The 25,014-nt window shown below is 55.1% G+C and carries 22 protein-coding genes; 9 read left to right on the plus strand and 13 right to left on the minus strand.

Translation table 11 applies throughout. From position 1 onward, the window contains the following. Nucleotides 1-80: 80 nt before the first annotated feature. From G5287_RS08770 to G5287_RS08800, 7 genes are all read right to left on the minus strand, one after another. Nucleotides 81-593: a cupin domain-containing protein gene (locus G5287_RS08770; RefSeq protein ID WP_107683288.1), complete on the minus strand. Its 513-nt coding sequence runs from the start codon at nt 591-593 to the stop codon at nt 81-83. A gap of 125 nt (nt 594-718) precedes the next feature. After that, nucleotides 719-1,081, minus strand: coding sequence for a cystatin domain-containing protein (locus G5287_RS08775; protein ID WP_026034886.1), 363 nt, complete (start codon nt 1,079-1,081; stop codon nt 719-721). A gap of 100 nt (nt 1,082-1,181) precedes the next feature. Then, nucleotides 1,182-1,838 (minus strand): DUF3313 domain-containing protein, encoded by a 657-nt coding sequence (locus G5287_RS08780; RefSeq protein WP_040069930.1) that lies wholly within the window; start codon nt 1,836-1,838, stop codon nt 1,182-1,184. Between the two features lie 390 nt (nt 1,839-2,228). Continuing rightward, the gene (locus G5287_RS08785; RefSeq protein WP_421231170.1) at nt 2,229-3,359 is read right to left on the minus strand and encodes an ABC transporter substrate-binding protein; all 1,131 of its coding nucleotides are present in this window, start codon (nt 3,357-3,359) and stop codon (nt 2,229-2,231) included. Between the two features lie 57 nt (nt 3,360-3,416). Further along, the gene (locus G5287_RS08790) at nt 3,417-4,052 is read right to left on the minus strand and encodes a LysE family translocator (protein WP_120416330.1); all 636 of its coding nucleotides are present in this window, start codon (nt 4,050-4,052) and stop codon (nt 3,417-3,419) included. Between the two features lie 40 nt (nt 4,053-4,092). Further along, entirely contained in the window at nt 4,093-4,914 is an 822-nt protein-coding gene (locus G5287_RS08795) for a helix-turn-helix transcriptional regulator (protein ID WP_005357044.1), read from the minus strand. Between the two features lie 198 nt (nt 4,915-5,112). Next, nucleotides 5,113-6,324 (minus strand): 3-deoxy-D-manno-octulosonic acid transferase, encoded by a 1,212-nt coding sequence (locus G5287_RS08800; RefSeq protein ID WP_421231176.1) that lies wholly within the window; start codon nt 6,322-6,324, stop codon nt 5,113-5,115. 236 nt (nt 6,325-6,560) lie between these two features. Between G5287_RS08800 and G5287_RS08805 the strand changes: the two genes are divergently transcribed. Together G5287_RS08805 and G5287_RS08810 are read left to right on the plus strand one after the other, a co-directional pair. Then, nucleotides 6,561-7,622 carry a glycosyltransferase gene (locus G5287_RS08805; RefSeq protein WP_421231171.1) on the plus strand — a complete coding sequence of 354 codons (1,062 nt, stop codon included), beginning with the start codon at nt 6,561-6,563 and terminating at the stop codon, nt 7,620-7,622. A 52-nt stretch (nt 7,623-7,674) separates the two neighbouring features. After that, complete coding sequence (locus G5287_RS08810) at nt 7,675-8,652, plus strand: hypothetical protein (protein WP_216952610.1); 978 nt, start codon at nt 7,675-7,677, stop codon at nt 8,650-8,652. 38 nt (nt 8,653-8,690) lie between these two features. Here the strand turns inward: G5287_RS08810 and G5287_RS08815 are convergent, their stop codons facing one another. The 4 genes from G5287_RS08815 to rfaD form a co-directional block, all read right to left on the minus strand. Then, nucleotides 8,691-9,767, minus strand: a complete 1,077-nt coding sequence (locus G5287_RS08815) for a glycosyltransferase family 9 protein (protein ID WP_421231172.1) — start codon at nt 9,765-9,767, stop codon at nt 8,691-8,693. Beyond that, a complete protein-coding gene (locus tag G5287_RS08820; RefSeq protein WP_421231173.1) occupies nt 9,764-10,990 on the minus strand; it encodes an O-antigen ligase family protein in 1,227 nt (408 codons plus the stop codon). The genes G5287_RS08815 and G5287_RS08820 overlap by 4 nt, the downstream gene beginning before the upstream one ends. Before the next feature lie 3 nt (nt 10,991-10,993). Further along, nucleotides 10,994-12,754: a polysaccharide deacetylase family protein gene (locus G5287_RS08825; RefSeq protein ID WP_421231174.1), complete on the minus strand. Its 1,761-nt coding sequence runs from the start codon at nt 12,752-12,754 to the stop codon at nt 10,994-10,996. Nucleotides 12,755-12,872: 118 nt separating this feature from the next. Then, complete coding sequence (gene rfaD, locus G5287_RS08830) at nt 12,873-13,829, minus strand: ADP-glyceromanno-heptose 6-epimerase (RefSeq protein WP_040069912.1); 957 nt, start codon at nt 13,827-13,829, stop codon at nt 12,873-12,875. 158 nt (nt 13,830-13,987) lie between these two features. Between rfaD and G5287_RS08835 the strand changes: the two genes are divergently transcribed. The 5 genes from G5287_RS08835 (at nt 13,988) to G5287_RS08855 (ending at nt 20,043) form a co-directional block, all read left to right on the plus strand. After that, on the plus strand, nt 13,988-14,632 hold the full coding sequence (locus tag G5287_RS08835) for a TetR/AcrR family transcriptional regulator (RefSeq protein WP_227341636.1): 645 nt from the start codon (nt 13,988-13,990) through the stop codon (nt 14,630-14,632). A gap of 115 nt (nt 14,633-14,747) precedes the next feature. Further along, complete coding sequence (locus G5287_RS08840; protein ID WP_005342487.1) at nt 14,748-15,938, plus strand: glycine C-acetyltransferase; 1,191 nt, start codon at nt 14,748-14,750, stop codon at nt 15,936-15,938. 55 nt (nt 15,939-15,993) lie between these two features. Then, nucleotides 15,994-17,022 carry an L-threonine 3-dehydrogenase gene (gene tdh, locus G5287_RS08845; protein WP_005340852.1) on the plus strand — a complete coding sequence of 343 codons (1,029 nt, stop codon included), beginning with the start codon at nt 15,994-15,996 and terminating at the stop codon, nt 17,020-17,022. A gap of 197 nt (nt 17,023-17,219) precedes the next feature. Further along, nucleotides 17,220-17,675, plus strand: a complete 456-nt coding sequence (locus tag G5287_RS08850; protein WP_227341639.1) for a c-type cytochrome — start codon at nt 17,220-17,222, stop codon at nt 17,673-17,675. Between the two features lie 85 nt (nt 17,676-17,760). Beyond that, a complete protein-coding gene (locus G5287_RS08855) occupies nt 17,761-20,043 on the plus strand; it encodes a putative bifunctional diguanylate cyclase/phosphodiesterase (RefSeq protein ID WP_421231175.1) in 2,283 nt (760 codons plus the stop codon). On the opposite strand, the gene rep is transcribed toward G5287_RS08855, so the two are convergent. Then, nucleotides 20,040-22,052, minus strand: a complete 2,013-nt coding sequence (gene rep, locus G5287_RS08860; RefSeq protein WP_227341640.1) for a DNA helicase Rep — start codon at nt 22,050-22,052, stop codon at nt 20,040-20,042. The genes G5287_RS08855 and rep overlap by 4 nt on opposite strands. Before the next feature lie 181 nt (nt 22,053-22,233). Here rep and G5287_RS08865 point away from each other — a divergent pair, with 181 nt between their 5' ends. Continuing rightward, the gene (locus tag G5287_RS08865; RefSeq protein ID WP_227341641.1) at nt 22,234-23,454 is read left to right on the plus strand and encodes an aminotransferase class V-fold PLP-dependent enzyme; all 1,221 of its coding nucleotides are present in this window, start codon (nt 22,234-22,236) and stop codon (nt 23,452-23,454) included. Nucleotides 23,455-23,467: 13 nt separating this feature from the next. After that, nucleotides 23,468-23,902: a SufE family protein gene (locus G5287_RS08870; RefSeq protein ID WP_227341642.1), complete on the plus strand. Its 435-nt coding sequence runs from the start codon at nt 23,468-23,470 to the stop codon at nt 23,900-23,902. 39 nt (nt 23,903-23,941) lie between these two features. Here G5287_RS08870 and tcdA read toward each other — a convergent pair whose 3' ends face one another. Next, on the minus strand, nt 23,942-24,760 hold the full coding sequence (gene tcdA, locus G5287_RS08875; protein ID WP_268011228.1) for a tRNA cyclic N6-threonylcarbamoyladenosine(37) synthase TcdA: 819 nt from the start codon (nt 24,758-24,760) through the stop codon (nt 23,942-23,944). Nucleotides 24,761-25,014: the final 254 nt, after the last annotated feature.

Below are 25,014 nucleotides of genomic sequence, written 5' to 3' on the forward strand. Positions count from 1 at the left end.
AAACAGATAGCAAAAGCCTGCCACGCGGCAGGCTTTTTTATATCGGATGGCACTGGGCTGGTGCGCAGAAGGGCTGCGCCCTAGAAGGGGCCGTTGCGCTCGCGCAGCTTGTCGGGCAGGCCGTCGTGATCCCCCAGCTCGCGCTCGGGCACGTCATCCCAGTGCAGCTTGCCGAGGGTGATATTTCGCTCGGGATGCACGGCGTAGTGGATGCGGTTGTCCTCCCGATCGGTATCGCCGATGCAGAGCAGCCGGACAGTCTCTTCGGTGTTGTTGATAAAGGCGTGGGCCAGCCCATCACCAGCCTTGAAGCCCACCGAATCCCCCGGTTGCAGCCGATAGAGGACGCCATCGAGCCAGACATCCGGCGTCCCTTCCAGCACGTGAACAAACTCGTCTTCGGTCTTTTCGGCATGGGGCCAACTGGTGCGATGGCCGGGTTCGACGATCTCGTGGTGAATGCCGATGCGGCTAAAGCCGAAGTGTTTGCCGAGGGCGCAGCCGCGAGAAAGGGGCTCCTGACTGCCGGAGTAGTAGCGCGGCGTCTGCTCTTGCAGCTCGCGCCAGTGTTTGATGCAGGGGTGGCGATTCATAGCGGTTCCTTTTCCATGAGGATGCAGTCACGGGAAGGGTCATCCTGACTGTCAGAATGCGGGGAGAAAAGCAGAAATTTTCTGGTCAGATGAGCCCCTCTGACGAGGGGCTCAACAAGCAGGAATTACTTGGCCTTGACGCAAGGCAAGGGAGGAAGCTCGCCCTGTGCAGCCGTGCGGGTCATCTGGTAGTTGCCGGCAAGATCCCGATAGACACGGGTGTTCCACACCTCTCCGTTGTCGAGCTGGAACTCGATGTCGTAGTTGACCCCGGAGACCACCTGGCTGCGCACCTCGCGGATGCTCTGCAGTTTGGCGGCCGTGTTCATGCGAGCCAGCACGCTGGCCAGCGCAGCCTCCCCTTCCGCATTGGGCAACGGCTGACTCTGCCAGCCACCCGCCATCGGTGCACACTCCGGCGTGGGTGACGAGGTGCTGCAGGCACTCAACAGGCCAGCAACAAGGATGGGTAACAACACGCGTTTCATATCATTTTCTCCTGCCTGCAAAATGACCACCTTATCAACATCTTGCCATTATTGCAGCCCAAAAGGCTCCCGCTGCGCCCCGCTTGGACGCGCCAGTCGATCAGCGCCCCAGATTGTCCGCCAGCTGTTTGGCGCGGCTGGCCGCCCACTGGTCGATCATCTTCTCCATCTCCTCAGCGGTGATGGGCTCATCCTTGTGGGTAGTATCCGTGCTCTCACGGGCATCCATCACCCGCACCAGCAGCTTGCCGCTCTGGGAGTCGAGCAGCTGGGCCATGCTGCCCACCTTGAGCAGGTAGGGCTCCTTGCCGATCACTTCGCGGGTGACGTTGATGGCGATCTTGGCCGGCAGCAGATCCCGCAGCTTGGGGTCGGGGCGGGTCAGGTCGAAGTTGGTGACGGCGGCCTGGATCCGCATGACTTTCGGGCCGGGGGCGGTGGCGATCTTGACGCCCTGCTTGATCAGCTCGCTCTGGAACTTGTCGTGGTAGTAGCGACCAATCTGGTTCTGTTCGTTGGCGGTCAGCAGATACCACTGGCCGTTCTCCTGACGAATAAACTGCAGCGGATCGAGCAGCACCTCATTGTATTGGCGCAGGTCAACGCCCGGCTCCTTGTAGACGCGCTGATTGGGGTTGCTCTCGCTCTGCTGGAAGGCTGTCAGCGGGATCGCCTGCAAGCTGTGGGATACCTGATTCTTGACGGCGCAGCCACCCAGCAGAGCCGCAGCCACGGCAACCATCACGACCTTTTTCATATTTGCTCCTGCATTTTACTGTTTGTTTTTGCTGTGGATTTCGCACCACATGGCTGGAGAACCCGTGCCGGATGCCGCCAATGTCACAGAGAAATAACCTATTCATCACCTTCCCACAAGGGACAGATCAGGATTGTTCAGCTCACATCCAAGTTGTCACAATTGAGGCACTTTTGTACAGGGTCAGCCAGGGTACGAACGGCAATCTGGCGAGGGTTCGGTTGTTTAATCCGGCTAAATGGGGCTGCGGTAAGCGCACTGTTTTTTCAAACGATGCAGGCCAGCGAGCGGCGTGAATTGAACGGGGGTATGCCCTGAAACGCGCGATGACCGATCATCAGCCATCTTGCGCAAACTTGCCTGCCGCCGAAGAAGCGGCAGGCTCATTCATCAGTTATCGAGATCCCAGGGGCACTGCTTGACCAGCCCCTCTTTGCCGCTGGCGACGATCGCCTGCTGCACCATCCGTTTGTAGCGATTCTTGATATGGGCGGGCAACGCGGGCACCAACAGTCGCTCGTCAAACTCCGGCAGCGGGCGATCCGGCAGCACCGCCTGCTCCTGCGGGCTGAGGGGCGGCCGGGAGGCAATATTGCTGGCCGAGATGGTGGGCGTGCCCACCAGCATCTGGCGTTGCAGCGGCGCGCTCAGCAGAAAATCCACCAGCAGGTAGGCCGCCTTGAGCCGTGCAGGCTCATCCCCGACATGGCGGGCGATGGAGATCGCATCGAGGGCATAGATGGCCCCCTCCTGCACCATGGCGATCCGCCACTGCTGCTCGTTCTGCTTGTTGCACTCCACCAGCTCCAGCCCCCAGGTGGTGGCAAAGGTCTGCTGGCGCAGATCCTCACAGCGGTTGGCCTGATTGAACCAGAAGCCGCGACTGGCTCGCAGCCGCTGCGAGAGCTGCTGCTCCACCTCTTGCTGCAAGGTCTTGTCGGCCAGCATCTCGCCGCTGGCAAACAGGGCGGGCGACTTGCCAAGGGAGAGCAGCACCGAAAAGAGCAGCGGCTCGAACTGGTCGCAGAACTCGGCAAACTGGCCCGGCGGCGAGCTGTTGGCGAGTACCTGCCAACTGGTTGGCGCTTGCGGCACCTGCTTGCTGTCATAGGCGAGGCTGAACATGGCGTAGGAGAAGGGTACCGAGTAGTTGCGCTCCCCCTGCTTGTCATACTCGGTGTTCTTGAGGGCGGGCTTCACCTCGGGGTAGTGCTGCAGACGACTGAAATCGATGGGGAGCAGCAGCTTGAACAGCGGCTGGTGATGGGCCTTGTAGAAGTAGCTGGTCGGCAGCACCACATCGGCGCTGCGGGTGCGCAGGGCGCGGTAGACGCTGTCGAAATCGGTCAACAGCGGCTCGATCCGGCTGACCGTCGCCTCCACCCCATGGGTTTTGGCGTAGTCGGCAAACTGTTGTTCATAACCCGCAGGCAGATAGCCCCACTCCAGCAATTTGAGCTGAACCGGGGCCGCCAGCGCCGGGGTCATCCCCAACAACCAGCAAAGAGGCAGTAGACGCATGGCCGGGTACTCCTGACAGGTAAACCTTGTTGGAGTATAGGCCCATGCGCCCACCCGTCAGACCATCAGCTCGGCGCCCATGCTCGCCAGAATGGATAGGCTGACCACCGCAAACAGCACGCCGGTCACCAGATTGAGCGGCCGCTGCACCCGCAGCAGCAGGCGCTGGGCGCGATCGGTGGAGAGGCTCCACGCCAGCAACCCGAACCAGCAGAGGGAGATGATGAAGAGCTCGCCCACCAGCAGGCTGCGGGTCATCCCATCCACCTCTGGCGTCACCATGGCGGCCAGCAGACCGATAAAGAACACCAGCGCCTTGGGGTTGAGCAGATTGGTGGCAAGGCCAGTGCGCACGCCCCTGCCCCAGCCGCGCAGCTCGTTGGCGGCACTGGCCATCACGGAACTGCTCTGCTGGCGAGCCGCCATCAGGGCGCCCCACCCCAGCCAGCCCAGATAGAGAGCGCCGCAGCACTTGATCACCATAAACAGCAGCGGGTGACTGGCGATCAGCATGCTGATCCCGGTCAGGCTCAGGGTGGCGTGCACCATGATCGCCAGCGAGATGCCCAGCGCCGCGCCAAGGGCGGTCGGCCGGTGCAGGCTGGTGCGCAGGATCAGGGCGAAATCGGGGCCGGGGCTGGCCAGTGCAATCAGGTGCATCAGGCCGAGGGTAACGAACAGACTGGTCAGCATAACAACTCTCGCTTTAACGACGGAGAGCCAGCATGGCGGATCAGCGGGGGGCGCGGCTTGTAAAAGATTGCATCTGGGCACGAAATTCGGCGGGTGTCAGACCGAATGCCTGGCGAAAGCCGTGGTGGAAGTGACTCTGATCGAAGAAGCCGACCGCCAACGCCACCTCGCTCACCGCCATGCCGCTCGCCAGCAGCCGTTTGCCCTGCTCCAGCCGCAGCCGTTTCAGCCAGGCATAGGGGGTCATGCCGCTACGCTTCTTGAACTGGCGCAGGAAGGCGAAACGATCGAGCCCGAGCAGCCCCGCCAGCTCTTCCAGCGAGTGGGGCTCGTCGAGGGCGGCCATCAGGTAGTCGCGCAGGAATCGCAGTTGGGGATCCGCCAGCTGGTGTACCTCGGGGGCCAGATGCAGCAGCTCCCCCAGCAGGGCAAGCAGCTGGCTCTCGATCAGCAGGCCATCGGCCTTGGGGTTGTCGAGATAGCCGTGCAGCTGGGCAAAGCCCTGATAGAGGTCGGGGCGGCTCTGCAATCCCTTGTCGAAGAAGGGTTCCGGCTGCTCCGGCAGCCAGAGCGCCAGCTGCTGCGGATCGATGGCGAAGACCCTCACCTCATACCCTTCCGGCAACAGGCTGAGGCCGTCGTGCACCTCGTCCGGGTTGACGGTAGAGAGCACCCCGCGCACCAGATGGTGGCTGTTTCCCTTGTGGATAAACTTCTGGCCACCCCGCTGCACCAGCCCGATATGGTAGTCGAGATGGACATGGCGGCCATAGCTGAACGCCCTGTGGTGGGAGTGTGACAGCTCGACCCCCGGTAGGTGCGGGGATTGCCAGTAGCGGATGAGGGAATCGGTGGTATTCATGGGTTATAGATACACCAGAAGCGGGCCTTGGACTTGTAGATTATTGCATTCCGGCTATGCCCTTGCAGCTGGTGCAATGGCCACCAAAGCAGGTCGGCTACGCCACCAGCGATAACCGGCAACCACAACCCGCTTATTGAGCTACGGAAAAAGCAAAGGGAGGCATTACGCCTCCCTTCGACTGATCACACAACCCAGTTACTTGGGTTGCAGCTTCATCTCCTGCAAATACTCCTGCACCTGCTGCTTGTAGTCCGCCTGATAGGAGAACTTGGTGCTGTCGCTCGCCGCAATCAGGTTCACCGCTGTACAAAACAGGGTGGCAGCCAGCAACCCCTTGCCAACCCACTGAGGATGGTTGCGGCTCCAGCTAACCAGCAACAGCAGGATCGGGAACAGGGCATAGGGGAAGATCAGCATCAGGTGCCAATAGTTGAAGATGATGGGCGAGAGCGCCGCACTCACCAGCACAGCCAATACGGCCGCCAGCGCATAGAGGCCGAGCCAGCTCGTGCCGTCCACTGATGCACGGTCGCTGCGCAGCAGACGCGGCTTGAGATCCCGCCACAGTTGCCAGTTGGCCTTGGCCGCCAGCAGCACGGTGGCAGAGCCCACCCCGTAGATCATCACCCGCCACAGCCAGACTGCTGTCATCTGCAAATATTCATGACCCGCCAGCCAGATGAACTGAGTGTCGTTGACCAGCTTGCTGGCAAACAGCCAGGAGCCGTAACGCAGCCAGTAGATCACCGATTTCAGCACCGGATAGACATGCACCAGCCCCCATCCGATATAGCGCTGACGCGCTTCGGGATCGACGTTCTGGGTGATATGGCTGTTGCTCATCACTTCCATGGCGTAAGGGATCAGAGATGCACCGATCAGCAGGGCTGCGACCACCACCCCGCTCCAGCTCACCTTGAGGATTCGGCGCCAGAAGAGGTAGGTGGAGATCACAGCCAGCAACGGCCAGGAGTAGTGCAACTGCATCGCCATACCGATAGCCAGCAGATGAACAATCATGTGCCAGAAGGAGGCTCGCTCGCGCATATGCCAGGCCGACCAGCAGTGCATGGCCGAGAAGAGGAAGAGATAGGAGGGGTTGTAGAGCAAACTCTCGTACTGGAACCAGGGGTTGAGCCAGCAGAGCACCAGAAACAGCAACCGCGCATTGCCCTTCGATACGGGGTCAACAAACACCTGGCGGATAACCGCATCAAATAGCAGAAAACCGACCAACCGCATCACCAGCAGCAACACCATGGGGGCATAGGGAGAATCCCACAGTAGCAGCGGCCCACCAATCAGCCAGGCCGACAAGCTCCCCGGCACATTGCCCACCGCACTCGCCGCATTGCCATAGCTGAGCCAGACCCCCTCATAGGCTCCAAGGTAACCCTTGTAGAGCATCTGGGTCTGGTCGCCGGTGAGGAGCTGATTAACAGAAAACAACCAGGAGAGCAGCAGCCCGGCAAATATACAGGCCGCGAATAATGCGTTATGGTAGCGCCCACTAAGACCAATCATTGATCCACACCTATTGAAAAAATTGCTAACGACTTTAACAGTTGCCACCTGATTTTGCTCGTTTACGATTCACATTTTTAGTAGATTTACCAGTCAGTTATGAGACCCGCGGAGCAGTTATGACCCCACCAGTTAAAAAGTTTTTATTCATTGTTGAAGACTTGTATGGTGGTGGTGCGGAAAAGGTTCTGCTCAATACCGCATCCTTGCTAAAAGATGCAGGTGTCGATGTTACCTTGTTTACCTTGCGGGAAAAAATAGACCATACGCTACCTGACAACATTCACCCGATTAATCTTGGCATTGTCACAAAGCTGACTAAAGCCATATCCAATGTTGCGGTTGAAAATATACAAGCATCTCTGATCTTGAAAAAAGTCAAAGAGATCTCGCCTGACGTAATTATCTCATGCTCATGTGACAAAATTACCAGACACCTGCCTGATACACTGAATATTTATTACTGGATCCACGGAAATGTCACCGGCTTTGCCAAAGACAATGCCAAAGGATATGAAAAATTCAAGCGCTTCTATAATGGCAAGAAACTGATCTGCGTATCTCGTGGCATCGCGGACGACATTTTGCACAATGTAAGAGCCACACCAAAATCGTGTCAGGTTATCTACAATCCGTTTGATATCGAGAAAATTCAGGCGTTGGCCGATGAGCCTTTCAACAAGCCATTTGAAAAGTATTTCATCCATGTCGGCACTTTCGAAGAACGAAAACGCCACGATCGTCTCTTGCAGGCATATCAGCTAAGCGGCGTTGCTACGCCACTCGTTCTGATGGGCAAAGGGGAGCAACGCCCTCACATTGAAGCCATGATCGAGGAGATGAACCTTGCCAGCAAGGTGAAGATCATCGACTTTCAGAAGAACCCCTACCCCTATATCAAAGCCGCTCAGGCGCTCATCCTGACATCCGATGCTGAAGGGCTGCCAACAGTGCTTATTGAAGCACTCATCTGCCATACCCCGGTGATCAGCGTGGATTGCCCGTCTGGGCCGGCAGAAATTCTTACTGGGCCACTGCAAGATAACCTTTGCTCCCTTTTTGACATTCCCAAAATAGCGCAAAAAATATCTCGTATGGATATTGATAAAATGCATATACCAGATCATTTTTACAGCCCATTCTCTAGTACAGAGACCATAAAATCATTTATGTCACTTTAGTTTATTAAATTTAATGAAATAATATTGAAATGTCATTTTGAGAGCTAATCCAATGAATATCCTATTAATAGGTATCGATAACGCAGGGCTCATTACCCCGATAGTTGAAGAGATGCGACAACAAGGACACGTGGTTACATTTATTGAGAATGGAGAAATATCTAGATATGATTACCTGCACCCAGTAGAGAGAATATCAAACTTAATTTCAAAGGCTCTGTTTAAAAGAAATTTAAAACAAGAAAGAAGCTGGCTGTCGACCACCCAGTTTTTGAATGGTTTTACAAAAAACCGCCACTTTGATATCACTATCCTCACTAATCCTGATATTTACACGGCAGAACATCTGACACAGCTCAAAAAATGCACCAACAGGATGATTTGCCACCTGTGGGACAGTACTCTCAGAATGCCAAATAATATCAAAAACATTTCACTTTTTGATAAAGTTTTGAGCTTTGATCCGCAAGATGTTAAAAAATATGGCTTTACACCAGTAACTAACTACTATAAAAAGAATTTAACCCCACTCCAACCAAACAGAAACTATGATGGTGATGTGTTTGGTATTTTTAGCTTTGATCGTGAACGCTACGCCTTTATGACTGCATTTCTGGATGCCAACCCAGACTTAAAAATTAAAATCATGATTTATGTTGATCACCACCGAAAGATCAAAAAAATAAGAGACAAGAGAATCGAAATAATTACCAAGCCAATTACTGGTGATGAACTATTGGCAATCTCATCGGCTTATCACTGTATTCTTGATATAGGATACCAGTCACAAAAAGGCTTGTCTTTTAGATTCTTTGAGTCTCTTGCCTATGAACAAAAAATAATATCAAATAACAATACCGCAGAGACATTTCCGTTCTTTCATCCCAACAATATATTTTGCATAACAGATACAGATCTAAAAGTCTCACCTGACTTTTTAACGATCCCTTATCATCACATATCTGACGAGATAAAAAATCAATACAGACTAGATATATGGGTAAATAAATACATAAAGGCGATGCTTTAATTTTTATTCTGCACCAGGCTATGGTGCAGAAATCTAAATTATTGTGCTATGTACTGAACATACCAATCATTAAATTGATTCTCAAACTCCTCCATATTAATGTAGTTTACATTTTGTTCTTTTTTGGCATCAACATACATTACCATGGCTTTCTCAAAATTTGGTAACCACTCCCGGTTTTCACCTTTACCAAAATTATCATTATATATTCCAAATATAGGTTTTTTCAGCCCTGCGGCAATGTGTACTGTCGCCGTATCTACAGACACGATACCGATACTATTTCTTATTTGAGCGAATAGAACACCTAAAGAATGGGATGAGTCATGTGTGATAACTCTTTCCCTTAAGATATCAGGCATTCTCCTGATATTGTGTTCTGTTTCAATTTTCTTTATCGGTGGATAGAGCAAACATACATTATATCCAGGCTTGCTCAACATAACCTTCAGGATCTCGATAATTTTTTCATCATTAAATGTTCGTGAGCTGCCACTACCGTAAGGATTAAAACAGATTGTGGGATTATCAGGCCAGCTAGATTTAACGCTTGACTCATCTTCAAGATATTCTGGAACAATATAATCTGTATCGGGGTTATCAACCCCCATTTTATTAACGGCCAAGGCAAACTTCTGTGAGAAGTGAATATTCTTGGTTGAATGACCAATTTTAATATTCACACATTTTATTTTGTCATCTATACCAATAACATTTTTTACAGATAATTTTGAGATAAAGAAAATATCTTTCATCTTCATTTCATTAGTAAGATGAACAAGATATTCAATATCTCCTATATCTCTAGCCAATGAGGCGAGTGCTGCATAACTTGGTCTTTTCGGAATAGAATAAACTTCATCAAAAAGAAATTGGTTTTTAAATAAAGACCTCATCTCAGGGGCTGTAATTGCAACTACTTTTTTGCCTGGAAACTTCTTTTTTATTTCACGAGCGACCCAAGATGATACTATGGCATCCCCCAATTTGGCATCCCAACGAACAAAGACTATAGCACCATCTTTACTTGAAGCTGATTTCAAAGATCGGTCAAAAAGCACAATCCCTATTTTACGACGAATGATATCGCGCCATGATTGCAATTTCTTAATCATTTTCTTCCCTCCAAAGGCGATACCTTTATTGTGGTAATTAAAGCCGAAAATAAAAACATGAAGAATATCATCCCGGAGTTATGACTTATAAATGCTTGACTCAAGCTATAATCAACAAGAGTTAATGATGAAACCGCCAACATACTACTGACCAATAAGTTATCTCTATTTTTACTCGCAACCCAAAGTGGATAAAAGTACAGCAGAGCTAACATCAAGAAGCCTATAATGCCGCGTTTAGCCAATTCATCTAAAAATTGATTATGTGCATGTGAGTTAAAATTATAAATGAACTCGGATATAGAACCATTATTATATTGGTTTAATTGTGATAAGCGAATTCCGTTATTTCCCCAACCAAAAATTGGTTTTTCCAAAAAAGAGTTATATGCACTTTCCCACAACTGCAATCGAATGCCTAGAGATGTATCCGGATTCACACCATCAAAATAATGAACAACATCCGCTTTTGCATTATATATCCTATCCATTACGCCACTTTGCGGAAGCATAGCCAAGAAAAGCAACAAGGCACATACAGTGCTTGCATAGAGACCATCTTTGAGGGATAGCTGTTTTCTAAAATAAAAAACTATTGTAAACAAGACGATTGGAAGTAAAACCCAGCCACCTCTGGTCCCGGAGAGAAAACTGCCTATCCCCCCCATTAAAAATGAAAGAAGCATAAAGGCAGCAATGTTTTTCTTCCCTAAATGGCGGAACCAGAAAAAAGCACACAGACATAACAATGCCAATGTCATGCTGATGTTTCCTGACTGAATTGGCATGCTTTCATCAAAAGCTCGAGGCATTCCAAGATAAAACTTTTCATATATTGCGATTAGACCTGAGCTCACTGCTCCTATAGAGAGGCCAGCAATAAGAACGTTTATGTTAATGGGGAACACACTTAATAAAGGTAAGGTCATTGCAGCCATTAACAAACGACTTGGTCGATCTAACTCTTTGAGTGCGCCACCATCAATCCAGATTGACACTGCTTGGATGATAAAAAAAGAGATGAATATATATGATAATATTTTCACCTCTGAACTCATTGCCAAATAATATTTTTTACGCCAAAAGACAAAAACACTTGCCAAAACTAAAATGCTGGGCCCATATCCATAGCCACTGGGGACCGTTAAAACTATTGCGCCAAATAAAAAAGCTGCAAATTGCACAATAATATTTAGTCGTAGGCAATTTTTATCTAAATTCACAAGTTATTTCCTGAACACATAATTCCCACGAATTTTTCGCCACAGCCCGAATACATCGGTACGGGGGAAGATGGCAATCCGGCGGATCTGGAAAGGGTCCTGGTGCATTGCTTTGGGGCCGCTATTGGTAGCGACGGCAAAACGATACCCGGCGGTGATAGCCTGTTCCTTGGCACTCTCATCCATATCTCCGTAAGGGTAGGCAAACGAGAGCAGTGGATGGCCAAGCAGGGCCTCCAGTTGGCGTTTATTCTCCTGAATTTCATGGGCTTGTTGTTCGGGTGTGAGCTTGCTCAAGCGGGGATGGGTCAGGGTATGACCACCAATTTCCACATGACCGCTGGCGGCCAGCGCTTTGACCTGCTCACCACTCATTAGCGAAACCTTGGTATCCGGATTGGTCGGATGCTCCACATCCCAACGGTTATAACCTTCACCTGTGACTACGTACACCACAGCTTTGTAACCATATTTTTCCAGCAGTGGCAGCATGCGGGTCAGGTTGTCCTGATAGCCGTCATCGGCGGTGATCATCAGGTACTTCTTGCCGTATTGCAGACGGTGGATAAAGCCTTTGTCCGCCAAATCGCGGAAAGTCAGGGTCTCGTAGCCGAGCCACTTCATCAGGCGCAGATGCTTCTCGAACATGGTGATCGGCATCCAGGTGCCGTGCACCCCTTTCTCGCTATTCTGTTCGATAAAGCGGTGGTACATGATGACCGGCATCTCGCGGCGCAGGGTTTCAACCACCGCATCCTGATAGATGGTTTCGAGGCCGGATACTACCCCCTGCAAGCCATACTCATCCTGAATGCGCTGCCGAATGACTTCCGGCACCACCTTGCTTGCGAGGGCGGATTCGATTTCTCCCTTCAGGGCAGCAAAATCGATAGCCAGATCCTTGGGACCGATATCGCCAAAATTACTCGCCAGCGCCTCGTCCAGATTTCGTTCCGTCACCAGACCAATGGCCCTGGCTTCACCAATGGCAAAGGCGGGCCGACCACAGAGCAGTGCTTCCATCGCTACCCGACCGGCACCAATCACCAGATCGCAACTCGCCAGCAGAGCGGGCACATCATCGACATAGCCAACAAACTCGGCACGCTCCTGAAAACGGACAAAACGCTCGGGCACGCGGGTACCGCTCACAATCCGCACCTTGCAGGCATCCAGGTCGAGCACTTCATCGAGCAGACGGTAACAGAGCTCTCCTTTGGGGCCACTCAGGCGCCCGATGATGGCAATCACCGGCTTTGGGTTGTCCGGCACAAGCACAGGCTGGAATTTGTCGGTCTCGATACCGTTGCGCAGCACCTGCACGATCGCGGGATCTACCCCCAGATTGTCGACAATCTGATGGGCAATATCCTCACAAACGGCAACCGCCCGATAGCCGAGTGCATGGAAGGCCTTGCGCGAAGCGTGCACTGGCTGGCGACCATGCACCGTGGTGATCATCGGGGTGCCAGTCAGCTTGCAAGCCACATAGCTGCTCCAGCCGGAGGCGCGGGAGTGAGCATGCACCAACTGGATATGGTGCTTCTTGATGAGATAGATAAGGTAGAAGACGTGCCAGAAGCGGCGCAGAATACTGCGCTTGTTGAATCTCAGTTTGAAGACGGGGCCAAGCGTCGGCTTGGTCAGGGTATCTGACACATAAAAGACGTTGTGACCACGCCGGGTCAGTTCGTTACCGACCGTGGTGGCATAGACCTCAGCTCCCGTTACCTCGAGTTGGGAGAGAGCCATCAATATATTCATCGCGTGGTTACCCGGTAGAGAAGAGAGGAACGGCAAGCAGCCACAGAGACCAGAAACCGGAAGCAGGCGAGTGCCCACTTCCGGTTTTGCGCTCAAACTGCCGCGTTGTGCTCACCCGTTAGCGGTTGAGCCAGGCCATGTAATCCGCTACCCCTTCGGCAACGGTTTTGAACTCGGCGTCATAACCCACGCTGCGCAGCTTGGTCATGTCGGCCTGGGTAAAGCTCTGGTAGCGACCCTTGAGGTGATCCGGGAAGGGGATGTATTCGATAGAACCCTTCTGATGATGCTTGATCACCGCTTCGGCCACGTTCTGGAACGGCTCGGCACGGCCGGTACCACAGTTGAAGATGCCGGAGTGCTGCGGGTTCTGCCAGAACCAGAGGTTTACCTTGCAGACGTCGTCGATATAGATGAAGTCACGCATCTGACCACCGTTCGGGAAGCCATCGCAACCTTCGAACAGCTTGGGATTCTCGCCCTTCTTCACCTGGGTATTGAGGTGGAAGGCGACGGAAGCCATAGAGCCTTTGTGCTGCTCGCGCGGGCCGTAGACGTTGAAGTACTTCAGGCCAACGACCTGAGAGTTGATCTCCGGCATCCAGCGGCGCACGTACTGGTCAAACAGCTGCTTGGAGTAGCCATAGACGTTGAGCGGCTGCTCGAACTTGGGATCTTCGATGAAGTTGTCGTTGCGGCCACCGTAGGTCGCGGCAGAAGAGGCGTAGATGAACGGAATTTCACGCTCGATGCAGTAGTGGAACAGATCCTTGGAGTACTCGTAGTTGACCTCCATGATGAACTTGCCGTTCCACTCGGTGGTGGCAGAGCAGGCACCTTCGTGGAAGATCACCTCGATGCCGTTGTCCCACTCTTCAAACTCGTCACCGGAGACGATGCGCGCCTGAAACTCATCTTTGTCCATGTAGTCAGCGATGGTCAGATCGACCAGGTTGACGAACTTGGTGCCGTCGGTCAGGTCATCAATGACCACGATATCGGTCCGTCCTTGAGCGTTCAGCTGCTTGACCAGATTGCTGCCGATAAAGCCAGCACCGCCAGTTACTACGATCATGGAGTTTGCCTCTCGTACGTTGATGGCTACATGTGACTGCTTGTTAAAGCTGTGTATAGTGAGCCAATTTGAAATTGCCGAAAAGTTTATCACGGGCCGTCCGGGGATTCGACCTTGTTCAAAACTGCCCCGAGCGGAACCTGTTGGAGGAATGAGTGATGAAAACCAGAGACAGGATCATTCACAGCGCGACCGAGCTGTTCAACGATCAGGGTGAACGCAACATCACCACCAACCACATTGCGGCGCACATGGGTATCAGCCCGGGCAACCTCTACTACCACTTCCGCAATAAAGAAGACATCATCCACTCCATCTTCGACCAGTATGCCCGTCACCTGAGCGAGAGCTTCGTGCCGACCCGCAACCATGAAATCACCCTGCAGGATCTGATGGGCTATCTCGATGCCATCTTCTATCTGATGTGGCAGTTCCGCTTCTTCTACGCCAACCTGCCGGACATCCTGAGCCGTGACGAACCGCTGCAACAGAAGTACCTCAAGGCCCAGGAGCAGATGCGTTCTTCCGTGGTCGCGCTGCTCAGAAGCCTGCGCGAAGGGGGCATTATCGATGTCAGCGATGAAGACCTGCCGGATCTGGGACAGACCATCAAGATGGTGGTGACCTGCTGGATCCCCTTCCAGATTGCCCAGGCCCCCAACACCCGCATCACCAAACCTCTGCTCTATCAGGGCGTGTTGAAGGTGCTGTTCCTGCTGCGCCCCTATGTGCAACCCCAGGTAGCCGGACAGATCCAGCAGCTGGAACAACACTACCGTCAGCTGGCCCAACCAGCTGGGTGAGATCTGTTTCACATTTGTTGAATATCAGCACAATCATTTGAATTTACCGCAACAGATTGCAGTAAAATGTCGCCCTCTGTTGATACGCAGCTGAAATAGCCAATAAGGATCGAGGATGTCTAACGGATTCTATCGTCACCTGACCGAGCAACTGAACCAGGTGCAAGCTGAAGGGTTGTACAAGCAGGAGCGCATCATCACCTCCGCCCAACAGGCCAGCATCGCCGTCGGCGGTGAGCAGGTACTGAACTTCTGTGCCAACAACTATCTTGGGCTGGCCAACCACCCGGATCTGATCGCCGCCGCCCATCAGGGACTCGACAGCCACGGCTTCGGCATGGCCTCGGTGCGCTTCATCTGTGGCACCCAGGACCAGCATAAAGCGCTGGAGCAGAAGATGTCTGCCTTCCTCGGCACCGAAGACACCATCCTCTACTCCTCCTGTTTCGATGCCAATGGCGGTCTTTTTGAGACCCTGTTCGGCGCCGAAGATGCCATCATCTCCGATGCCCTCAACCACGCCTCCATCATCGACGGCGTGCGGCTGTGCAAGGCCAAGCGCTATCGCTACGCCAACAACGACATGGCCGAGCTGGAAGCCCAGCTCAAGCAGGCTGACGCCGATGGCGCCCGCTTCAAACTGATCGCCACCGACGGTGTCTTCTCCATGGATGGGGTCATCGCCGACCTCAAATCCATCTGCGATCTGGCAGACAAATACGATGCGCTGGTGATGGTGGATGACTCCCACGCCGTCGGCTTTATCGGCGAAAACGGTCGCGGCACCCACGAATATTGCGGCGTGATGGATCGGGTCGACATCATCACCGGCACTCTGGGCAAGGCGCTCGGCGGCGCATCCGGCGGCTATACCTCTGGCAAGAAAGAGGTTATCGACTGGCTGCGTCAGCGCTCCCGCCCTTACCTCTTCTCCAACTCGCTGGCCCCCTCCATCGTTGCCGCCACCATCAAGGTGATCGACATGCTGGCCGAGGGTCACGACCTGCGCGCCCGCCTGAAAGAGAACAGCCGTTACTTCCGCGAACGGATGAGCGCCGCTGGCTTCACTCTGGCTGGCGCCGACCACGCCATCATTCCGGTGATGCTGGGGGATGCCAAACTGGCCTCCGAAATGGCAAGCCGCATGCTGGCAGCCGGCATCTATGTGGTGGGCTTCTCCTTCCCGGTCGTGCCCAAGGGTCAGGCGCGCATTCGCACCCAGATGTCTGCCGCCCACACCCGCGAGCAGCTGGACAAGGCGATCGACGCCTTTATCCGCATCGGCCGTGAACTCGGCGTTATCTGATTTGAATCAAGGGGCTGCAGCCCCTTTTTTCTGCATTCATATTGAAGGAACAGCCATGAAAGCACTCTCCAAACTGCACAAAGAGGTCGGCATCTGGATGACGGATGTGCCGGCCCCCGAGCTCGGCCACAACGACCTGCTGATCAAGATCCGCAAAACCGCCATCTGCGGCACCGATATCCACATCTACAACTGGGACGAGTGGTCCCAGAAGACCATTCCGGTACCCATGGTGGTCGGCCATGAATATGTTGGGGAAGTGGTCGCCATCGGTCAGGAGGTGCGCGGCTTCGCCATCGGCGATCGGGTCTCCGGTGAAGGGCATATCACCTGCGGTCACTGCCGTAACTGCCGCGCTGGCCGCACTCACCTCTGCCGCAACACCATTGGTGTTGGCGTCAACCGCCCGGGCGCCTTTGCCGAGTATCTGGTGATCCCCGCATTCAACGCCTTCAAGCTGCCGGACAATATCCCGGACGAGCTGGCTGCCATCTTCGACCCGTTCGGCAATGCGGTGCACACCGCCCTCTCCTTCGATCTGGTGGGTGAAGATGTGCTCATTACCGGGGCAGGCCCCATCGGCATCATGGCCGCCGCCGTCTGCCGCCATGTGGGTGCGCGCCACGTGGTGATCACCGACGTCAACGAATATCGACTGGAGCTGGCCCGCAAGATGGGCGCTACCCGCGCGGTCAACGTGGCCAAGGAGAAGTTGGCCGACGTGATGAGCGAGCTGGGCATGACCGAAGGCTTCGACGTGGGGCTGGAGATGTCCGGCGTCCCGAGCGCCTTCCAGGAGATGCTCGACAAGATGAACCATGGCGGCAAGATCGCCATGCTCGGCATTCCCCCCTCCACCATGGCCATCGACTGGAACAAGGTGATCTTCAAGGGGCTGTTTATCAAAGGGATCTATGGCCGCGAGATGTTCGAGACCTGGTACAAAATGGCCAGCCTGATCCAGTCCGGGCTGGATCTCTCCCCCATCATCACCCACAGATTCCACATCGACGAATTCCAGCAGGGGTTCGATGCGATGCGCTCCGGCCACTCCGGCAAGGTGATCCTGAGCTGGGATAAATAGGCCGTTTCACCCCTTGGTTAACCGAAACCCGGCGAATGCCGGGTTTCTTTTTATCTCCACCGCCCGAATTGCCGTGATATCGGCCAAAACTTTGTACGCAGAGTGTTTAACACTTCACACACAAGCGTTTAAATGGCTGTAACTATTCGGTTATAATCCCGTCGTTTACATGGATAATAAAAGACTGCTGGGAGTATATGAGCGTGTTGAAAAAACTGAGCTATTTGCTGGCTGTCGGGATGACGGCCGCCAGCTTGTCTGGGGCAGTGCTTGCTGCCGATGAGATGTCACCGGAGGCCATTGCCGAGCGGATCAAACCAATCGGTCAGGTCTATACCGCCAAGGATCTGGAAGGTATTGCCGGCGCGAGTGCTGCACCGACGGCGGCCGCCTCTTCCGGTCCCCGCGATGGCGAAACGGTATACAAGGGCGCCTGCTTTGCCTGTCACGACACCGGCGCCGCCGGTGCCCCCAAACGGGGTGACAAGGCCGCCTGGGATCCTCGCATCGCTCAGGGCATTGATACTCTCAAGAAACATGCCATCGAAGGCTTCACCGGCAAGTCCGGCATGATGCCTCCACGCGGCACTTGTGCGAGCTGCAGCGACGAAGAGATTGAAAACGCCATTCACTACATGACTGACAACCTCTAAGTATTTGAAAGGGCCGCAATTGCGGCCCTTTCAATCTATCGGCTTCCGACTACTCTTGTAGGGTAGGCATAGTCGGGAGTTGCTCATGTCGCCCCATTCCACCGAATCCCACTACTCAACTCCTCTGCTGGCGTTGGTCTCTGCCATTATGGATTTTCCGGCTCCCCCTACAGCGCAGAGCAGCGATTATGATGATCTGATAAAGCAGATAAACCAGCTCTGCCCGTTGCAGCATTTCGGCATGCTGGGCCTCTCCGACAGTGGTCTGAACTGGCTCTACGCCTACAAAATCAGCGATACCTTCAAGCAACAACTGGGGCGGGAGCAGTCCCACATCACCGATCAGCTCACCCAGCTCGATGAGGCCGAAGGGTGGTGCGTCTTTCCTATCGAACATGGTCAGGTGCAGTGGCTGCTGGCTCGCGGCGAACCATCCGACCTGCCCACATTACGCCTGCTGCTGGAGTGTCTATCCAAACGGCTGACCGAAACCCAAGCGGGCTCCCATCTCACCGAGCTGCCTTCTCCGCTGATCCGCAAAGACCCGAACTGGAAAAAGAAAATCGAGAGCATCAGCCGCATCATGCGACTGGCCAACACCCTGCCCGGTCAGGCGCTCTTCTCCCAGCTGGAGGCGGTGCTGCGCCAGATGCTCGCCATTGAGGATATGCTGCTGGTCAGGCTCCACAGCCATACGCTTGAGAAGATTTATCCCGCACATCCTCGTCAAAGCGACGAATTCATCAGCGGTTTGTGCCACAGCACCAGCAATATCGAGGTCAACAGGGAGGCAACCTACTGGCACAGCATGCCGCTACGGCTGCAACAACAGTACTTCGCCCACTTCATCATCAGCACCGCGCAACCGCTGGAGACAGACGACAAGCTGTTTCTCGACTTCCTGCGTGGTCAGCTCACCCTGCTGTTGGAGCTGAAGCGGATCCGCCAGCAGCTTAACGACATCAATAGTGAAGACTCCATCAACCAGCGGCTGCAACAGCTGCGTCAGACCAACCTCAGGCTGCAAAAGCAGCTCAAGCAGCATCAGGAGCTGGAACGGCGGCTGCAATTCGATGCGCTTCACGACCCGCTGACCCAGCTACCGAACCGGGCACTGTTGATGAACCACCTCAATCAAGCCATGACCCACTACAACCGCTACAAGTCACCGGGGTTTGCGGTGATCTTCATCGATGTGGATCACTTCAAGCAGATCAATGACACCCTGGGCCACAGTGCTGGTGATCAGCTGCTCAAGGAGGTAAGCCGCCGCCTCCAGACCTGCATCCGGCAAAACGATATGGTGGCCAGATTGGGGGGCGACGAGTTCGTCATCTATCTCGATAGCAGCAAACATGAAGATGACATCAGCCCGGTGCTCAACCGTATCATCAGCCGCCTCTCCTATCCGTTCCGGCTGCTTGGCAATGAGCTGAGTATTACCGTCAGCCTGGGGGTATCGAGTGTGTCCGAACAGACATCGGATATCAGCCAGTTACTCCACCAGGCCGATCTGGCCATGTACCAGGCCAAACGCAATGGCCGCAGCCGCATCGTCAGCTACTCGGATGATTGCATCAACCAGAACTGGAATTCGCCGGAAGAGATGCTGGCTCGGGCCCTGCGGGAAGGGCGTATCGTCCCCTACTACCAACCGGTGATCCGGCTACAGGATAGCCGCCTGACCGGTCTGGAGGTGATGGCGCGCTGGCTGACCGAAGAGGGAATTCTGAAGGATGCATTCGACTTTATTCCGCTGGCGGAGCAATGTGGCCTGATTCTGGAGCTGGATTATCAGATCCTGCGCCACACCTGCCAGCAACTGAAAGTGTGGCTTCCGATCTCGGGCCAGAGCAAGTTCAAGGTCGCCATCAACCTCTCCGGCAAACATCTGGTCAACCATGATCACATCATGCGGTTGGTGGACATTATCGATGAGGAGGGGATAGCACCAGGCTATCTGATCTTTGAATTCAACGAGCGGGAGCTGTCGCGGCAGGATTCCGATGCGCTGGCCTCCCTGCATGAACTGCGTGCCAAGGGCATTCAGATCAGCCTGGACGACTTTGGTACCGGCTTCTCCTCCCTCAACGCCCTGTTCCATTTCCCGGTAGATTACATCAAGGTGGATGACAGCTTTACCCAGCGGATGCTGCAGTCCCCCAAAGATCTGGCGCTGATCCGCGCCATGCGGGATATCTGTCAGGATCTCGATTACACCCTTGTGGTTGAAGGCATTGAGAACCAGCAGCAGTTACAGAAGCTGATAGATATCGGCTGCCGGATGGGGCAAGGACGCTATATATCTCCCCCCATGCCGGGAGCAGACATCATTCCACTGCTATCCCCCGGCAACGCAACCTCCTAATCTTTCTTGAACATGGCGCGCAGATTGGCCACCGCCATCTGCCCCTTCTGCTGGCGCTCCTCGGCAGTCACCTTCTTCTGGTTTTCCCATTCAAGGTCATCCTGCGGCAGCTCCAGCAGGAAGCGGCTCGGCTCTGGCCGTACCGACTCGCCAAACTGGCGCCGCTCCTTGCAGAGGGTAAAGGTCAGCTCGGTCTGGGCCCGGGTGATGCCCACGTAGGCGAGACGCCGCTCCTCCTCCACATTGTCCTCATCGATGCTGGTCTGGTGGGGGAGCAAGCCCTCCTCCATCCCCACCATGTAGACATAGGGGAACTCCAACCCCTTGGAGGCGTGCAGGGTCATCAACTGCACCTGATCGGCATCATCCTCCCCCTCGTTGCGCTCCATCATATCGCGCAGGGTGAGGCGAGTGACCACCTGTGCCAGCGTCATCGACTCCTCAAGCTCATCCCCTTCCAGCATCTCGGTGATCCAGCGATAGAGAGTAGAAACGTTCTGCATCCGCATCTCGGCCGCTTTCGGGCTGGGGGAGGTCTCGTAGAGCCACTCTTCGTAGTGGATCTCCTTGATCATATCCCGCACCGCCTCCACCGGATTGCCACGCAGCGCCTGATCGCCAAGGCGAACCAGCCAGTTGGTAAATGCCTGCAGGGCCGCAAGGCCACGACCGGAGAGGTGTTGCTCCAGCCCCAGCTCGAAGCTGGCGGCAAACAGGCTCTTGCCACGCTGATTGGCATACTGACCCAGTTTTTCGAGGGTGGTGGGGCCAATCTCGCGGCGCGGCAGGTTGACCACCCGCAGGAAGGCGGTGTCCTCATCCGGATTCACCAGCAGCTTGAGGTAGGCCATGATGTCCTTGATCTCGGTGCGGGAGAAAAACGAGGTGCCGCCGGAGATACGGTAAGGAATCCGGTTGGTCATCAGCGCCTTCTCGAAGATGCGCGACTGATGGTTGCCCCGATAGAGGATGGCGTAATCCTTGAACCGGGTGCGGTTCATAAACTTGTGACCCATCATCTCGGCGGCGATCCGCTCCGCTTCGTGCTCCTCGTTCTTGGCGAACAGTACCTTGAGCTTCACCCCTTCATCCAACTCGGAGAAGAGCGCCTTGTCATAGACGTGCGGGTTGTTGGCGATCAGGATGTTGGCGCACTTGAGGATCCGCCGCTTGGAGCGGTAGTTCTGCTCCAGCTTGATCAGCTTGAGGCTGGGGAAATCTTCACTCAGCAGCACCAGATTCTGCGGCTTGGCACCGCGCCAGGAGTAGATGGACTGGTCATCGTCCCCTACCACGGTAAAACGGGCACGCTCGCCGACGATCTGCTTCACCAGCTCGTACTGGCTGGTGTTGGTGTCTTGGTACTCATCGACCAGCAGATAGCGGATCTTGTTCTGCCAGCGCTCACGCACCTCCTGATTGCTCTTGAGCAGCAGGGTCGGCATCACGATGAGGTCGTCAAAATCCAGCGCGTTATAGGCCACCATCTGGCGGTGATAGCGCTCGTAGAGCTGGGCCATCAGCACCTCTTCCGGCCCGCGGGCGATGCGCATGGCACGGGCGGGCAGGATAAGGTCGTTCTTCCAGTTGGAGATTTGGCTGATAAGGGCCGAGAGCTTGTCCTTGTCGTTGTCGAGCTCGTCTTCAGTCAATTCTTTCAGCAGCGCCAGCTGGTCGGTGTCATCGAACAGGGAGAAGTTGGCCTTGAGATTCAGGCTCTTGTGCTCACGACGAATGATATCGAGACCCAGTGTATGGAAGGTGGAGACCATCAGCCCCCGCGCCTCCTTACGTCCCAGGGTCTGGCCGACCCGCTCCTTCATCTCCCGCGCCGCCTTGTTGGTAAAGGTGACCGCAGCGATGTTGCGCGCACTGTAGCCGCACTGCTGCACCAGATAGGCAATCTTGTTGGTGATGACGCGGGTCTTGCCCGATCCGGCACCCGCCAGCACCAGGCAAGGGCCGGAGACATACTTGACCGCTTCGTTCTGATTGGGGTTGAGCTTCATGGGCCGGATCTCTTGGCTTATGATGAGGGGCGGCATTGTACCAGAAATCACCCGACGAGCCGTACCTGCTGCACGGCAGGCAACCGCCCATCTGGCTTATCGCGCCTTGTGTTCGGGCGCTATTTTCAGGATCATGGCCGACCTTTCGAGATGATGACTTTTTCCAGATGATGAGGGGAACATGAATCAGCAACAGCACGACCAACTGCGCAGCCAGTTTCCGGCCTTGGCGCAGGAGGTAAACGGCCACCCTCTGGTCTATCTGGACAACGCCGCCACCACCCAGAAGCCGCAAGCGGTTCTGGATGCCATCGCTCACTACTATGGGGCCGACAACGCCAACGTGCACCGCGCAGCCCATGCGCTGAGTGGTCGCGCAACCCGCGCCTTCGAGGCCGCCCGCGAGACGGTCGCCCGCTTCATCAATGCACCCCGCAGCCAAGAGGTGATCTGGACCCGCGGCACCACGGAAGCGATCAATCTGGTAGCCCAGAGCTGGGGGATGAGCGAGCTCAAGGCGGGGGAGGAAATCATCCTCAGCACGCTGGAGCACCACGCCAATATCGTCCCATGGCAGCTGGTCGCCCAGCGCACCGGCGCAGTCATCCGGGTTATCCCCCTCGATGAGCGGGGCGATCTCGATCTGGCCGCCTATCACGCCATGCTGGGGCCACGCACCCGGCTGGTGAGCGTGGCCCACGTATCCAATGCCCTTGGCACCGTCAATCCAGTCAAAGAGATGGTGGCGGCCGCCAAAACGGTTGGCGCCGTGACGCTGATCGACGGCGCCCAGGCGGTGGCTCATCTCGAGGTGGATGTACAGGCCATCGGTTGCGACTTCTATGCCTTCTCCGGCCACAAGCTCTATGGCCCGACCGGCATCGGCGTGCTGTGGGGCCGCACCGAGCTATTGGAACGGATGCCGCCCTGGCAAACAGGTGGCGAGATGATCGATCGGGTCAGTTTCAGCGGCACCACCTTCAACACCCTGCCTTTCAAATTCGAGGCGGGCACCCCCCATATCGCTGGCGCTATCGGCCTCGCCGCCGCCATCGACTTTGTGATGGCGCAAGATCGGCAATGGCTCGCCCAACATGAGCAGGCACTGACCGACTATCTGGTCGCTGGCCTGCAACAGGTGCCGGGGTTGCGTCTGGTCGGCGAACCCAGCCAACGCGCCGGTGCGGTCTCTTTCTTGCTCGACGACATCCACCCGCAAGATGCTGCTACCCTGCTCGACATGCAGGGGATCGCCCTGCGAGTCGGCCATCACTGCGCCATGCCGCTGATGGAGTCGCTCGGGATCGGCGGCACCATGCGCGCCTCGCTGGCTTGCTACAACAATCGGGATGATGTCGACGCCCTGCTGGCCGCCCTGCACAAACTCAGTGACTTCTTCTAAGGCAGACAACCGAATGAGTGACCTCGCAAGCTATACCCAGATTGGCCTTGAGCCCAACGCCGACACCATCCGCCAGCAGTTTGCCGCCGCTCACGGCTGGGAGAACCAGTACCGGCTCATCATCCAGCTCGGCAAACAGCTGCCAGCGCTACCCGGCGAATGGCAGCAGGAGGAGTTCCGCCTCAAGGGTTGTGAAAGCCAGGCGTGGCTGAAGGGAGAGCAAAGCGAGGATGGTTGCTGGCACTTTGCTTGTGATTCCGATGCCCGCATCGTGCGGGGCCTTATCGTCATCGTGCTGGCAGCGCTCAACCACCAATCGTCTGTAGCGATCCAGGCCTTTGATATGGAAGGCTATTTCACCGAACTGGGGCTGGAGAAGCACTTGAGCCCGTCACGGGGTAACGGGCTCAGAGCGATCGTGCTGGCGATCCGGGAACAGGCTGTCTAACCCGCTCTGTTCAGCGGTCGATTAGGCTTCGCCAATCGATCAAGCTTCTTCATTCCCGCTATCTTTCTCGGCGCGGGCGCCCCGCTCGGCAATCTTCTTCAATACCCGGGACGCGGCAACCATCCCGAAGGTTGCCGTCACCGGCGTCACGGCGCCAAAACCGGAGGCGCAATCCATCTTCATGGTGCCATCGCTGGCCGCTTTGGCCTGACAGGTACCGCCATTGCCATCCGGATAACTCAGCTGCTCGGTTGAGAAGACACACTCCACCCCGAATTTGCGCGCCGGATTCTTGCTGAAGTTGTGCAACCGGCGCAGGTCGGAGCGAACCTTCGCAGCGAGCGGATCCTGAATGGTCTTGGCCAGATCGGCCACGGTGATTTGGGTCGGATCCATCTGCCCGCCGGCACCACCCGCGACGATCACCGGGATCTTGTTGCGCTTGCAGAAGGCAATCAGCGCCACCTTGGCCTTGACCGAGTCGATGGCGTCCACCACATAGTCAAACTCCCGCTTGATATGCTCGGCCAGGTTATCGGCGGTGACGAAATCATCCACCTCGATCACCTCGCAATCCGGGTTGATGGCGCGAATACGCTCGGCCATCACCTCGGTCTTGAGGCGACCGACCGTACCCTGCATAGCGTGGATCTGGCGATTGATGTTGGTGATGCAGATATCGTCCATGTCGATCAGGGTGATCTGGTTGATACCGGCACGGGCCAGCGCCTCGGCCGCCCAAGAGCCCACACCGCCGATCCCCACCACACAGACCTTGGCCTGGCTAAAGGAACGCAGGGCGTTCTGACCATAAAGACGGGCAATGCCCCCGAATCGCTGTAAATATTCTGCTTTCATACCACCACCTTGCTTGAGGGCGGCCATTATAGCGACAACCACCGCCAGCGGCGATGGCAGTTGCGGAGAAAATTGAGGAGTGAAAACAGACTAAACAGCAAAAGAAGAGGTAATAAAAGGTCAATAATCAGACGATTTGCTGATTTTCAGGCAATAAAAAACCCCGCTCATTGAGCAGGGTTTCTTGTATTGGGTGCCTGGCAGTGTCCTACTCTCGCATGGCGAATGCCACACTACCATCGGCGCTACCGCGT

The sequence above is a fragment of the Aeromonas sp. 603079 genome, from assembly GCF_049172135.1.
Lineage (GTDB): Bacteria > Pseudomonadota > Gammaproteobacteria > Enterobacterales > Aeromonadaceae > Aeromonas > Aeromonas veronii.